Genomic DNA, 14,112 nt, shown 5'->3' with positions numbered 1-14,112 from the left:
CTCTTGAGATATAAATTTTTATTTTCTATTTTTGTATTTTTCTTCATTTCTGTCTTTCTAGCATTAGGGAGTTGGCAAATTATTAGACTTAATTGGAAATTAGAATTAATTAATCAAATAGAGACATCTCTGAAAGACATACCTGTCAATTTATCAAACAGTAAACATAAAAATTATCTTAGAGTTAAAACTAGAGGATCAATTGATTTTGAAAAACAAATTTATCTTTATAACTTAAATGAAAAAGGGAAACCGGGCTTTGAAGTTATTAACCCATTAAAAGTTGGCAATAATAACTATTTATTAAATAGAGGCTGGATACCATTTAATAAAAAAGAAGATGAAACTATAAACGTAATAGATGAAAACTATATTAATGGAGTTTTGAGAAAACAAATCAAACCCAATATATTTAAGCCTGAAAACGATCTATCTGAAAATTACTGGTTTACATTAGATAGAGATGATATTTTTAAATTCACAGGTAAAAATTTTTCTCCTTATGTAATTTATCTTTCTGGAAATAATGAATTTCCTAAACCAAAATCAATTACAGCAAATATTTCAAATAATCATAAAAAATATGCATTAACTTGGTTTTCGTTAGCGATTTCAATTCTTTTAATATATTTATATTTGAGAAAAAAAAATTATTAGATGAAATATATAAGCACTAGAGATAACTCAAAAGAGTACAGTTTTGAGGAGGTATTTATCAAAGGACTAGCAGATGATGGTGGTCTATTTATCCCAAAAAAAATAAAAAAATACACTACTGAAGAATTAAACTCTTTAAGTAATTTAAGCTATCAAGACTTAGCAAAAAAAATAATTTTCCCATTTATTGGTGATTTCATGACAGAAGCAGAGCTGTCATTAATTGTAGACAAGTCATATTCTTCATTTCGAAAAGATAACGTCGTAGATTTGATAAAAATTGGTGATGCTAAGATTTTAGAATTATTTCATGGTCCAACACTTGCTTTTAAGGATATAGCAATGCAGTTACTTGGTAATTTTTATGAATATTATCTAAGTAAAAATAGTAAACAAATTAATATTATAGTTGCAACATCAGGAGATACTGGTGCTGCTGCTATAGATGCAATTAAGGGTAAAGAGAATATAAATATATTTGTTCTACACCCACACAATAAAGTTTCACAGGTTCAGAGAAAAATAATGTCTACAGTTAAAGAAAAAAATGTATTTAATATTGCTATAAATGGTAATTTTGATGATTGTCAAAATTTAGTTAAGGCAATGTTTGCAGATAAAGAATTCTCTAATTCAATAAACATGTCTGGTGTAAATTCAATAAATTGGGCAAGAATTATTGCACAAGCTGTTTATTATTTTTATACATATTTTCAAATACGGGATGACAGGCTTGTTAATTTTTCAGTTCCAACTGGTAATTTTGGCGATGTTTATGCTGGTTATCTTTCTAAAAAAATGGGTCTACCAATAAATAAACTTATAGTAGCAACAAATCAAAATGATATTTTGCATAGAGCAATCACAAATGGAAAATATGAAGCTGAAACAGTGATTGAAACAAATTCGCCAAGTATGGATATTCAAATTGCAAGTAATTTTGAAAGATTAATTTATGATTTAAATGATTTTAATGATGTTGAAACTGGCAATGTTATGAAAAAAATTAAAGAAGAGGGAAAATATATTATTCCAAAAGATAAATTACAAAAAATTAGTAAAGATTTTCTTTCAGAAAATATGAGTGAAACTGAAGTTTTAAATATTATTAAAGATGTTCATAATAGATATAATGTTATATTAGACCCCCACAGTGCAATAGGCTTTGGTGCATTAAAAAAAATTAACATAGAAGGTAACAATATTGTTTTAGCAACAGCACACCCCTGTAAGTTTCCAGACGCAATTGATAAATCAATTGGTATCAAGTCAAGTCTTCCAAATGAATTACAATATATAATGAATGAAAAAGAAAATTATGATATAATTTCAAATAATATAAATGAAACTCAAAAATATATTAAGGAAAAATTACAATGAAATTAAAAGAGAACGATAACATACCAAATTCAGAATTTTTTATTATGGAAGATGGTAATCCTACTAAAAAAAATACGCATGAATTTTATAAGGATAAAAAAATTGTTCTTTTTGGTTTACCAGGAGCATATACATCCGTTTGTTCAGCTAAACACTTGCCTGGATACGTAAATAACTATGAAAAATATAAAGAAAAAGGCATAGATCACATCGTCTGTATTTCTGTAAATGATCCGTTTGTAATGGACTCTTGGGGGAAAAGCCAAAATGTAGAAAATAAAATTATAATGATGGCAGATCCTTTCTTAGAATTTACAAAAGCAATAGGTGCAGATGTAGATAAAAGTGCCAGAGGATTGGGAATTAGATCTAATAGATACACAATGTTAATTGATAATCTTAAAGTTATTAAATTACAAGAAGAGGAAGACGCTGGTGCTTGTGAAATTTCAGCAGCACAAAATTTTCTATCATTAGTTTAATTCAGCAGCTTTTTTTGCGAGTAAATCTACTTCTTCATTTAGGGCATTACCTGCATGTGCTTTAACCCAAATCCATTTTATTTCAAATTGATTTGTTAGCTCGTATAGTTGTATCCAAAGTTCTTTATTCTTAACAGGTTCTTTCTTTGAAGTTTGCCAATTATTTTTTATCCATTTATGCACCCATTCAGTAATTCCTAATCTTACATATTGTGAGTCGGTATAGATTTCAATTTGATCATTTTGTTTAATTTGTTTTAGAGCCATAATAGGAGCCATCAATTCCATTTTATTATTAGTAGTGTCTTTTACGCTCCCACTAATTTCTTTGACTTCACCATTTTGGTTTATAATTGCAGCCCAACCACCATTACCGGGGTTATTTAAACATGATCCATCTGTATAAATTTTAATCATTACTTATAATAATCTTTATAGTGACCAAGATTATTGTGAATAATTAATTTTTGTAGATATTCCATAGGGTCTTTTATTTTAATCAAAGCAGTTTTTGGAGTGTTAAAATAATCATATATCCTTGTTAAAAGATATCGTAACGCAGCGCCTCTACACATTACATTTAGTGCATCTTTTTCTTTTTTAGATAAAGTTCTTATATTTTCATATCCATTAATTAAGTTTTTAATCTTACTACTATTCATTACAAACTTATTTTTTTTTTATCGAAACATAAAGCATTAATGCAGATTGCAATTTCATATATCAAATAGTCATTAGATGAAAAATAAAAATCAATAAAACCTGAAAATTTATTTTTATTAAAAAAAATATTATCTATAAAAAGATCACCATGAATAATTCCTTGAGGTAGATTTTTGGGCCATTTATTTTTGATATCTTTTAGACACAGGTTGAGCGTGTTTTTAAGATTAGGTGTAATTTGATTAGATTTAAATTTTATAGTTTTCAACAAACCATTAAGTCTATGTATTGACATAGAATTTTGCCTATATAATTTTAATTTTGTAGTAACTTTATGAAATTTTGCAATATTTTTTCCCACATCAAAACAGTTTTTATTGTTAAGGATTGTTTTATCTTTGCCTTCTAAAAAAGTTACAATACAGGCTGATTTTGTTTTAATATTGGTTATATGTGTTCCTTTTTTAGTTCTTAAAGGTTTAGGACAAATAATTTTTTTATGATTTAACTTCTCCATTAAATTCATAAAAAAAGGTAGATCCTTTTTTTTAACCCGCTTTTCAAAAATTGTTAAAATAAATTTATTCTGTTTTGTTTTTAATAAATAATTTGTATTTTCAATTCCTTTTTTTATACCTTGGAATTTTTCTATTTTATTAATTTGATAATTGTTAATTAATGATGAAATATCTTTTTTAATTAACTTCGTGTATACAGCCATTTAATTCAATTTTCCTGGAACTTTAAATACAATGTTTTCTTTTATGATCTCAACTATTTCAATTTTTACTTTAAATTTACTTTTAATTTCGTTAATAAAGTTTTCAACTAAAATTTCTGGTGCAGAAGCTCCAGAGGAAATACCAATAACTTTACAATTTTCTAATTTTTCAAATGGAATTTCACTATCGGAGTGTATCAATTCAGAATGAGGACACCCTGATTGTTCAGCTACCTCAACTAGGCGCACAGAATTTGAAGAATTTCTGCTTCCTAAAACAAAAAACATGTCACATTTTTTAGCTATATTTTTTACAGCAGATTGACGATTAGTAGTTGCGTAACAAATATCCTCTTTAAATGGTTCTTTAATTTTAGGAAACTTTTTTTTTAAAGCTTTAATTATATTTTTTGTGTCATCAACTGAGAGTGTTGTCTGGGTAACATAAGCAATTTTTTTATTATCATCTAGTTCATAAGTCTCAACATCATGCTCATCCTGAATTAAATCAATTGAGCCTTCAGGCAATTGCCCCATAGTTCCTATAACTTCGGGATGATTAATATGTCCTATAAGGACAATATGGTATCCAGCTTTATAAAGATTTTCTGCTTCTCTATGTACTTTGGATACAAGTGGACAAGTAGCATCTATATATTCCATTTTATAGCCATTTGCTTGTTGTGGTACTGACTTTGGAACACCATGAGCGGAAAATATTACAGGCCTACTTTTATCTTTAATCTCATCAAGTTTTTCTACAAATATTGCACCAATTGCCTTAAGACTATCCACAACATGTTTGTTATGGACTATTTCATGACGCACATAAACTGGAGCTCCATATTTTGTAATACTTTTTTTGACAATTTCTATAGCTCGCTCAACACCAGCGCAAAAGCCACGTGGTGCTGATAATAATATTTTAATTTCTTTATTTTTCATTTTTTTCTAGAAAGTATTCAAGCAATATATGTGGAAAGGTTAAGGACGCCAAACCAATAAATATAACTTTATATATTGCCTCGTTTACTAGGTAGTGATTTGAAAGATAATATAAGCTTAACAAATAGAAAATAGCAGTCAAAATCGTCAAGGGCGCAGCTTTTTTGATAAAAATTAATAGCCCATTTTTAAAATTATATTTATCTAATTCAGTAATTAATGAGAGAGAGTGCCTAAAAGAATGCAAAAAGCAAAAATATAATGTGAAGGCGACCAAAGGTGTAAAGAAGTAATTTAAAATTAAAATTGAAGTGAAGTCAAAAAATATTAATAAGTTAACTAGTTTAAAATCTTTTAAAAAAAAATAAATATTTGCGAGTAAGGAGATTAAAAAAATAAAAGAAATTATATAATTATTTTCTATAAAATTTAAAAATAAATAAAAACTTTCATTTTGTATTAATAATAATTTAAAAATATTGATTGTTTCAACAAAATGAAACATTAAGGGTGCAATAATAATTAATATTCCTTTCAGAAAATAAAGAATTATATCTATGTTAGATTTTTTAGTTATTAGAAATTCTGTATCTTCTTTACCAAAATGATAGGCAGCAACAACTAAAAAAATAATCAGTGATAAAGTTGGCGCAAGCAGCCAAATAATAATTATAGTAGCAGCAATTATTAAATAAATTAAGTAAAAATAATAAATATTATTAATATTATATAATTTTATCAGCCTTTTACCTTTTTGATTATCCAATGCACCATGTGAGATTCCAATTGATAGGATTAGTAATAGACAAATAATTGGAGATATAGACAGACTTTTAAATTGATCAAAAATAAGAGCAAGTGAAGTAGAAAAAAATAAAAAAATAATAGAATGAAAGAAATTAATTTTTTTAATTTGATTATTTATCATTTTTAAAAAATATTTTGATAAAAAGCCATTTAGGCATTTTAAGTATTATAAATAAATCTTGTAATAAAGTACTTTTATTAGACAAAAATTTAATAATTGTCTCAGGCGAATTGTTAAACATATCAAAAAATATATTTGCCATTTTTTCAGGATGGTAATTAAGAACTTTTAAAAATATTTTGTCCAAAAATTTATATTTTTTATTAATTTCATATCTTTTACTCTCTTTGATAGTGTGAATATTTTTTCTTATGTATTTGCTGTGCTCTTGTATATTTAAAAAGGTATAACCAGTACTCAATCGAGTCATTCCCCCAGCAGTACCAATGTTCATTTTATTTCTTTCATTAGAAATTGTGGGATGAAATAATGGGATTGCACCTACTTCGCTATAGGTAACCTTATAATCTCTAATATTAAGATAATTTCTTATATAATTTTTTAATTGTTCATCATAATCTTTTAAAGAATCATTTTTTATCTTAGATAACCATGTAGTTTCAATTAAAGCTTTATTTTTTGTATAAGGCAATGTGTAAAAAAAATGAACACTATCACGTTGATCACAATCAAAATCCATCAAATTAAAAATTTCATCATCAAATACATTTTTTTTAGTTTCAATCTCAATACCTTTAAAATGTTGCCAGAGCTTATCCTCTTTAGAATCCAGTAGGGGAACGCTATTAAAGATAAAAGCACTATTTAGGTCTATTTCATTAGTATTTTTGTAAAAGCTAATATTTTTATTTTTTTTTAATCGTGTATTTATTTTTTCATAAAATAAACCACTATCTATAGCTTCATAAGGTAATCCGTTGCACTCTAAAAATTTTGTTTTTCCAGGTATATTTATTGAAAAATTATTCCAACTTTTCTGAACACAATCTTGAAAGTTATGATCTATGGTCTTCCAATAAGACCAAGTCTTATCTCTTTTGTATTCTAATCGTGGCTCTATGATTGCTAAAGTTGCATCTTTTAGTTTGTTATGAAGGTCTAGCTCATACGCAAGTGACAATCCTGCACATCCACCTCCAATTATGATATAATCAAATTCTTTCATTTAAATCTATTTCTTCATTGATTAAAAGATGCTCTTTATTTCTAAGGTGGTTTTTTTCATTTATAAATATGAGTTTTATCAAGTCTAATATAGATAGAAATGTTTGGTACAACTTACCTAAATTAGCTACATAGATTTTTCTGCTTCTATTGTAATTGTATATATTTTCTTTTTGTAAAATTTTAGCACCAATTTTTCTATAAATTCTTCTAGCAACAAGTATTGCAAACCTAAACCTAAAAGGAATTTCTTTTATAGAGGCAAAGGAGCTTTCGTAGAACAAATCAGCCATACTTAATGTATTCTTTATAGTCTCGAAGTCATGATTAATATAAAATCTATTATTATTCATATCCTCAATTACATCTCTTGAAATATTTGTTAATTGCATTGCAATACCAAGATCTATTGCTGATTTCATGGAGTTTTTATTTTGTACCCCTAAAATTTTTGCCATCATTAAGCCTACAGTACCAGCAACTCTATAAGAGTATATTAACAATTCTTTTTTTTTGTTAAATTTAACTACTTCATTTAAATCAGACTCAATACCATCAAATAAATCTTCAACAATCTTGATTGAAATTTTATTTTCTTCCATAAGGATCCATATATTTTTTATTATCAAATTATCAAAATTTTTATTTATAAAATTATTCTTAAAAATTAATAAATTTTTCTTTTTAATATTTAGTTCATTCTTATCATCAGCAATATCATCTATTGTTCGGCAAAAATCATAAAGAGATGAGCATTTTTCATAAATATTTTTTGGTAAAAAAAAACCTGCCCAGTTAAAAGATTTGGCATAAATAGATAAATAATTATTTTTTGACATTATAATATTTTATCTAAAACTTTTGCTGAAGAGAGCACACCTGGAACTCCTGCACCTGGGTGCGTTCCTGCTCCAACAAAGTATAATCCATCATAAATTTCTGATTTATTATGAAATCTAAAATATGCAGATTGAGTAAATTTTGGCTGGATCGAAAAACCTGATCCAAATTTGGTATTCAATTCATTTTCAAAATAATCTGGCGTTAAGTAAAAATCTTCAATAATATTTTCTCTAAGATTTGGTAGTAATGCTTTTTCCATTTTATCTATTACTAAATTCTTCATTTTTTCACCTTCAATTTTCCAATCAATTTTGGATTGATTGTTTGGGACGGGTACAAGAACATAAAAGCAATCATTTCCTTCAGGCGCCATTGATTTATCTGTAGCTGATGGTCTATGAAGGTAATAGCTTATGTCATCATTTAATTTTTTATTATCAAAAATATCACTCAGGTGTTCTTTATATTTATCACCAAATTTGATTGTGTGATGTTCAACATCTGGGTATGTTTTTTTTGTTCCAAAATAGTAAACAAATAGACCCATAGAATACTGCATTCGATTTTGTTTCCATTTAAATAGAGGGCTTGTTTTATTTAGACTTAGAAGTTTTTCATATACGGCAGGAGGATCAGCATTACATATCACATTATTCGAAAGCATTTCTTTCTGATTATCCAATTTTACTCCACTAATTTTCCCATTATCAGAAATTATCTTAGTAACCTCATGTCCTTTGATCACTTCAATTTCTTGTTCAATCATTAATTTTTCTAAGCCATTAATTATGTTACCAGTTCCACCCATTGAGTAATGAATACCCCATTTTTTTTCTAGATATAGAATTAATCCATATATAGAAGTTGTTGTAAAAGGGTTTCCACCAACTAAAAGAGGATGCATACTTAGCATACGTCTTAATTTTTCATTTTTTATATATGATGAAACTAATGAATAAACTGATTTATAGCTTTTAAGCTTTAGTAAAGAAGGTAATTGCTTCATCATCACAAGGGGTTTATCAAATGGCACATCAGCCAGTTCTGTGAAGCCTTTATCAAATATTTTTTTTGTAAATTTTACAAGTTGTTCATAGCCTTTAACATCTTCTTTATTTATTTTTTCAATTTGTTTTTTCATTTGATCTTCATTTCCAGAATAATCAAATACACCTCCATCCTCATAAATAAATCTATACCAAGTTTTTAAGGGAGTGAGTTTTATATAATCCTGAGACTTCTTATTAAATAAAGTGAAAAGCTCTTCAATTAGATAGGGTGCAGTAATAACTGTTGGACCAGCATCAAAAGTAAAACCATTTTTTTTAAATACCCTGGCTCTTCCCCCTAAATCAGGATGTTTTTCAATTAGAGTTACTTTATGATTTTTAGCTCTTAATCTTAATGCTGCAGCTATACCACCAAATCCAGAACCAATGACAATAGATTTCATTGGGTTAATTTATAGTTTTTTTAAAAAATTGTAAGGTAATTATGAGCTTATTTTTTTTAAAGCTATTTTTGTTTCTTCAAGGTTTTTTTCAAAAAGACCATCAAGTTTTGATTTATCAACAGATGTGTTAATAATTTTTTTAACAGAATCAACAGCAATTTTAATTGAAACATCTTTTATTTCTTTAAGTGCAGCTTCTTTCATTTGTGAAATTTTATTTTCTGCTAAGCTTTTTTTAATTTCTGAAGATTTATGAAATTTATCATTCATTTCGATTATAAGATGATCGCTATCTTTTTTGGCTTGTTGTAAAATATCATTGCTCACAGTTTGTGCGGTATCAAGTTTATTTTGAGCATTATCTAATAAAACCTTTGCCTCTTGTCTTAGTTTTTCACTTTCATCTATTTCATTTTTAATATCAAGGATAAGCTTATTTAAAAGTTCATTAATCTTTTGAGGTATTTTTAAATAAACTAAAGCTCCAATAAATATTAAAAAGGATATAGCTACCCAAAAAGTTGCATCAATTACCATAATATTCATCCATTTTTTTTCTTGAAAGATCTTCTACTATTGCAGAAATACTACTACTGTTAACTTCAGCCCCTATTAGTTCCTGCAGTAAGTCCGAAGAGGTCTCTACAGCAATTTTTTTGATTTTTTCTGGTGCATTATCTCTAAAAGTTTTTATCTCAATCTCAGCTTTATTAACTTCTTCATCAAGCTCTTTTTCCAGTATTTCCCTCTTTACACCAATATCTTTCAGTACTTTTTCTCTAGCTTGTTTAAAATAGTTTTTTGCTTCATTCTTGCTAGATTGTACTATCTTTTCGTATTCTTCAATTTTTTGTTCACTTTCTTCTCTTTGCTTTTCCGCAGCCTCAATATTTTCTAAAATTTGAGATTTTCTAGTTTCTAGATTGGCACTTATTTTTGGAAGTATAAGTTTAGATAAAACAACATATAAAATCCCAAAAGTAATAATTAACCAAAAAATTTGAGAAACCCAAAACTCTGGATTTAATTGAGGCATTCCACCGCTTTCAGCTGCAAAAGCTTCCATAAAAAACAGGAAGCTTAAAAATATCGACTGAAAAAATATTTTTTTAATCATTAAATTTAAAATGCAAATAAAATAATTAACGCTACAACTAATCCAAATAGGCCAGTTGCTTCAGCTAAAGCAAAACCTAATAAAAGATTAGGAAATTGTTTTTGAGCTGCAGATGGGTTTCTCATCGCGCCAGAAAGGTAATTACCAAAGATAATTCCGATCCCAACACCGGCACCCGCTAGAGCTATTGCTGCTAGTCCTGCTCCGATCATTTTTGCTGCTTCTAATTCCATTATATCCTCCTTATGTTAGTTAATGGTGTAAATTTAATGCATCATTCAAGTAGATGCAGGTTAAGATTGCGAAAACATATGCTTGAAGAAAAGCAACTAGTATTTCCAAGCCAGTTAATGCAACCGAAAAACTCAGTGGAAGCCATCCACCAACTATTCCAAGGCTTATTACAAAGCCTCCGAAAACTTTCATCATTGTATGACCAGCCATCATGTTTGCAAATAAACGAACTGAAAGACTAACTGGTCTACTTAAGTAAGAAATTATTTCTATAACAACTATTAGTGGTAATAGTACAGCAGGTACTCCGCTAGGTACAAATAGTTTTAAATATCCTAATCCATGTTTCATAAATCCAATAATTGTTACACCCACAAAAATAAATGAAGCCAAGATAAAAGTAACAATGATATGGCTAGTTACTGTAAAGGCATAAGGGATCATCCCAAACATATTACAAAATAGCACAAACATAAATATTGAGAAGATAAACGCAAAGTAGGGTTTTGCTTTTGATCCTGCGGTATCACTAATCATTTTGGAAACAAAAGTATAACTTAATTCAGAAAGAAGTTGCATCTTGCTTGGTAGTAAAGAATTTTTTTTTGACCCTAAATTAAAAATTAGTAAGATTGCAAGAGAACTAATCACCATAAACAAGCTTGCATTTGTGAAAGAAATATCTATTGCGCCTAATTTAATTTCTGGTCCAATTCTATAAACTTCGAATTGGTTCATCGGGTTTGTAGCCATAATTTTTTAAATCTATTTTTGCATATTTTTTGCAGATCTGAATACGTTTATAATTCCAGCAACAACACCTACAAAAAAAAATATTAATATTAACCAGGGCTTAGTACCAAAGGTCTTGTCTAAAATAAACCCTATAATTGTCCCAACTGCCACTGCAGACACTAATTCTGTACTTAATTTAAAGGCAGTTCCAATAGAAGAGGGTGCCTCTTCATTTTTATACAGATTTTTCTTAGAAAGCTTATTTTTTGCAATCTCCAAGCGAGTTTTAAGGCTATCTTTTGGCATTCAAATTATTAAGCAACCATGCTCTCTGCTTTTTGTAAATCAACAGCAACAAGTTGGCTAATACCTTTTTCAGGCATTGTAACTCCATAAAGTCTATTCATTTTTGACATAGTTAGAGCATGGTGAGTTACGATAATAAATTTAGTGTCAGTTATTTTAGTTAAATCATCAAGAAGTCCACAAAATCTTGTTACGTTAGCATCATCTAGTGGAGCATCAACCTCATCTAAAACACAGATTGGAGATGGGTTAGTAAGGAACACTGCAAAAATAAGAGACAAGGCTGTTAAAGCTTGTTCACCACCAGATAATAAAGTTATAGACTGAAGTCTTTTACCAGGAGGACTTACCAGCATTTCTAAACCAGCTTCAAGTGGGTCATCAGAATCTACTAACTCTAGTTTTGCATTTCCACCGTTAAATAGTTTTGTATAAACTTCATTAAATTTTCTATTAACTTTTTCAAAAGCTTCTAATAGTCTTTCTCTTCCTTTTTGATTTAATTCATTAATACTTTCTTTTAATTTTATAATAGCAGATACAAGATCTTCTCTATCTTGTTCCATCTTTTTAATTTCTATTTCATATTTACTGGTTTCTTCATCGGCTCTAAGGTTAACAGATCCTAATTTTTCTCTTTCATTTTTTTTTTTATCTAAAGCATCTTCTTGTGCAACAGAGTCAGGTAGCTCTTCAACACCATTTAAATTAGAATTTTCTAGAATATCATTTTCTTCAAGATTAAGTTCAGAACTAACTCTTTCTAACAGATCTTCTTTCCTTTTTTTTAAACCTTCGACAGTTGCTCCTGAGCTTGCTTTTCTTTCTCTTATTTGAATAGATCTTTCTTGAACGTCATTTAACTCAAGTCTTAAAGAGTTTATCTTTTTATCTGTTTCTTCAATTATTTTTTCATTTTCAATTTTTTCATTTTGTGAAATTCTTAGACCCTCAGTAATTTGTCCTTTTCTTTCTGCTTGGGCTTTGGGTTGTTGATCACGCTCATTTAACTGTGATAGTAATTTATTTTTTCTTTCAGTTAGCTCAGAAACCATTTTTTCAGAATTAGAGAGTAAGTTTTTCCAACTTTCAACTTCTGATTCTATAGCTTTAATTCTTTCATTTCTTTTTACAGACTCTTTTTTTATTGATTGATTTTTACTAAAACTATCAGCATATTTTTCTTGCAATAATTTTATATTTTCATTTTTTTCATTAATATTAGAAAGCTTTTTCTTACTCTCCTCATCTTCAAGATTATCTAAAAAACCGTCTATTTCAATCTGACATCTATCAAGTAAAGTAAGTGCTTGACTAATTTCATTGTTATTAATCAATTCTTTAGCTCTGGTGATTGTATTTTTAACATTTTTAATTGGCCCAATAGCAATATTTATATTTCCATCAGCAAAAATATTAATAATTTCATCAACAGATTTTTGTTCATCTTTTAACAGGTTTTTTGCCTTCTCAAGATCTTCGTTTGATAATTTTTCTGTTTCAAAATATTTAGAATCTATTTCTATTAAATCAGCTTTCTCTTCTTTTAGGCGTCTTTCATTTGAGTTAGCATCAATTACAATCCCTTTTTCTCTGTCTATATCTTCCTCGATAGTTTTTAGGGATTTTTTAATATTTTCAATTTCATCTTGAGTTCTAACATTTTCTTCATCTAAATTTTGTAGCTCTAAATTCAATCTTTGAATTTTGGATAGATTTTCTATATTTTTTTCTCTTAAGGGAGAAACTTTATCTGTTTCAGTTTTAATTAAATTTTCAAATTGAGCAATCTGTTGATTGAAGTTACTTACCTCTCCTTCAGCTTCATTGTTAATTTCATTTTCTATTCTAATCTCATTATCAATGTCTAATAATTTTAAATAATATAGCCCTGCTTCAATTTTTTTTATTTCTTCAGATATAAGTTTATATTTCGTTGCTTCTTCAGCTTGTTTCTGAAGGTTTGCTAATTGTTTTTCTTGTTGTCTTCTTAATTCATCAGCTCTTTTTAAGTTTGTCTCTGCAGCATTTAATCTAAGTTCAGCTTCATGTCTTCTCACATGTAACCCTGAAATATTAGCTGCTTCCTCCAAGATTGCACGCCTGTCAGTAGGCTTAGCAGTTACTAAAGCTCCAATTCGTCCCTGACTAATCATTGATGGTGAATGAGCACCCGTAGATAAATCTGCAAAAAACATTTGAGCGTCTCTAGCTCTAACTTCTTTGTCATTTATATAAAATTTTGAACCCTTATCTTTTTCAATCTTTCTTCTAACTTCAATATGATCTAAATCTTTATATTGCATTGGACCATCATGACTTGCATTATCTACACTAATAGAAACCTCTGCTATATTTTTAGAAGATTTATTAGATGTGCCATTAAAGATAACATCTTCCATACCTGAACCACGCATACTCTTAGCTGAGGTTTCACCCATAACCCATCTTAAGGATTCCACAATATTAGATTTCCCACAACCGTTTGGACCAACGATGCCGGTTAAGCCGTGCTCTATAAGAAAATTTGTTTTTTCAGCAAATGATTTAAATCCGTTTAATTGGATTTTTTTAAACTCCATG

15 protein-coding genes and 1 pseudogene are annotated in these 14,112 nt (G+C 28.1%); 3 read left to right on the top strand and 13 right to left on the bottom strand.

The features are described from left to right. Positions 1-3: 3 nt before the first annotated feature. From AC5SL9_RS05650 to AC5SL9_RS05640, 3 genes are read left to right on the top strand one after another with little or no spacing between them, the layout of a single operon-like run. Positions 4-657 (top strand): SURF1 family protein, encoded by a 654-nt coding sequence (locus AC5SL9_RS05650; RefSeq protein ID WP_011281492.1) that lies wholly within the window; start codon positions 4-6, stop codon positions 655-657. Continuing rightward, a complete protein-coding gene (gene thrC, locus AC5SL9_RS05645; RefSeq protein WP_006997780.1) occupies positions 658-2,037 on the top strand; it encodes a threonine synthase in 1,380 nt (459 codons plus the stop codon). Then, entirely contained in the window at positions 2,034-2,519 is a 486-nt protein-coding gene (locus AC5SL9_RS05640; protein WP_006997781.1) for a peroxiredoxin, read from the top strand. The genes thrC and AC5SL9_RS05640 overlap by 4 nt, the downstream gene beginning before the upstream one ends. Here the strand turns inward: AC5SL9_RS05640 and rnhA are convergent. The 13 genes and pseudogenes from rnhA to AC5SL9_RS05575 all read right to left on the bottom strand — a co-directional run bounded on the left by rnhA (position 2,511) and on the right by AC5SL9_RS05575 (position 14,111). After that, positions 2,511-2,936, bottom strand: a complete 426-nt coding sequence (gene rnhA, locus AC5SL9_RS05635) for a ribonuclease HI (RefSeq protein ID WP_011281491.1) — start codon at positions 2,934-2,936, stop codon at positions 2,511-2,513. The genes AC5SL9_RS05640 and rnhA overlap by 9 nt on opposite strands. Then, positions 2,936-3,903: pseudogene (locus AC5SL9_RS05630) on the bottom strand (homoserine kinase). The gene rnhA and the pseudogene AC5SL9_RS05630 overlap by 1 nt, the downstream one beginning before the upstream one ends. Then, positions 3,904-4,848 (bottom strand): 4-hydroxy-3-methylbut-2-enyl diphosphate reductase, encoded by a 945-nt coding sequence (ispH, locus tag AC5SL9_RS05625; protein ID WP_271741499.1) that lies wholly within the window; start codon positions 4,846-4,848, stop codon positions 3,904-3,906. Beyond that, on the bottom strand, positions 4,838-5,776 hold the full coding sequence (locus AC5SL9_RS05620) for a Brp/Blh family beta-carotene 15,15'-dioxygenase (RefSeq protein WP_494573944.1): 939 nt from the start codon (positions 5,774-5,776) through the stop codon (positions 4,838-4,840). Before AC5SL9_RS05620 ends, ispH begins: the two co-directional genes overlap by 11 nt. Beyond that, positions 5,766-6,842: a lycopene cyclase family protein gene (locus AC5SL9_RS05615; protein ID WP_494573943.1), complete on the bottom strand. Its 1,077-nt coding sequence runs from the start codon at positions 6,840-6,842 to the stop codon at positions 5,766-5,768. The genes AC5SL9_RS05620 and AC5SL9_RS05615 overlap by 11 nt, the downstream gene beginning before the upstream one ends. Continuing rightward, a complete protein-coding gene (locus AC5SL9_RS05610; protein WP_494573942.1) occupies positions 6,829-7,680 on the bottom strand; it encodes a phytoene/squalene synthase family protein in 852 nt (283 codons plus the stop codon). The genes AC5SL9_RS05615 and AC5SL9_RS05610 overlap by 14 nt, the downstream gene beginning before the upstream one ends. Continuing rightward, entirely contained in the window at positions 7,680-9,137 is a 1,458-nt protein-coding gene (gene crtI / locus AC5SL9_RS05605) for a phytoene desaturase family protein (protein ID WP_011281485.1), read from the bottom strand. Before crtI ends, AC5SL9_RS05610 begins: the two co-directional genes overlap by 1 nt. 39 nt (positions 9,138-9,176) lie before the next feature. Beyond that, positions 9,177-9,683 (bottom strand): F0F1 ATP synthase subunit B family protein, encoded by a 507-nt coding sequence (locus AC5SL9_RS05600; RefSeq protein WP_006997789.1) that lies wholly within the window; start codon positions 9,681-9,683, stop codon positions 9,177-9,179. Beyond that, positions 9,664-10,254, bottom strand: a complete 591-nt coding sequence (locus tag AC5SL9_RS05595; RefSeq protein ID WP_494573941.1) for a F0F1 ATP synthase subunit B family protein — start codon at positions 10,252-10,254, stop codon at positions 9,664-9,666. Before AC5SL9_RS05595 ends, AC5SL9_RS05600 begins: the two co-directional genes overlap by 20 nt. Before the next feature lie 5 nt (positions 10,255-10,259). Beyond that, complete coding sequence (locus tag AC5SL9_RS05590) at positions 10,260-10,487, bottom strand: F0F1 ATP synthase subunit C (protein WP_006997791.1); 228 nt, start codon at positions 10,485-10,487, stop codon at positions 10,260-10,262. Positions 10,488-10,506: 19 nt separating this feature from the next. Continuing rightward, positions 10,507-11,241 (bottom strand): F0F1 ATP synthase subunit A, encoded by a 735-nt coding sequence (locus AC5SL9_RS05585; RefSeq protein ID WP_006997792.1) that lies wholly within the window; start codon positions 11,239-11,241, stop codon positions 10,507-10,509. 12 nt (positions 11,242-11,253) lie between these two features. Then, positions 11,254-11,529 carry an AtpZ/AtpI family protein gene (locus AC5SL9_RS05580; RefSeq protein WP_006997793.1) on the bottom strand — a complete coding sequence of 92 codons (276 nt, stop codon included), beginning with the start codon at positions 11,527-11,529 and terminating at the stop codon, positions 11,254-11,256. Between the two features lie 8 nt (positions 11,530-11,537). After that, complete coding sequence (locus AC5SL9_RS05575) at positions 11,538-14,111, bottom strand: chromosome segregation SMC family protein (protein ID WP_020169719.1); 2,574 nt, start codon at positions 14,109-14,111, stop codon at positions 11,538-11,540. Position 14,112 lies beyond the last annotated feature (1 nt).

Source organism: Candidatus Pelagibacter sp. PS_37, from assembly GCF_059417825.1.
This window is presented reverse-complemented; position numbering and strand designations above follow the sequence as displayed.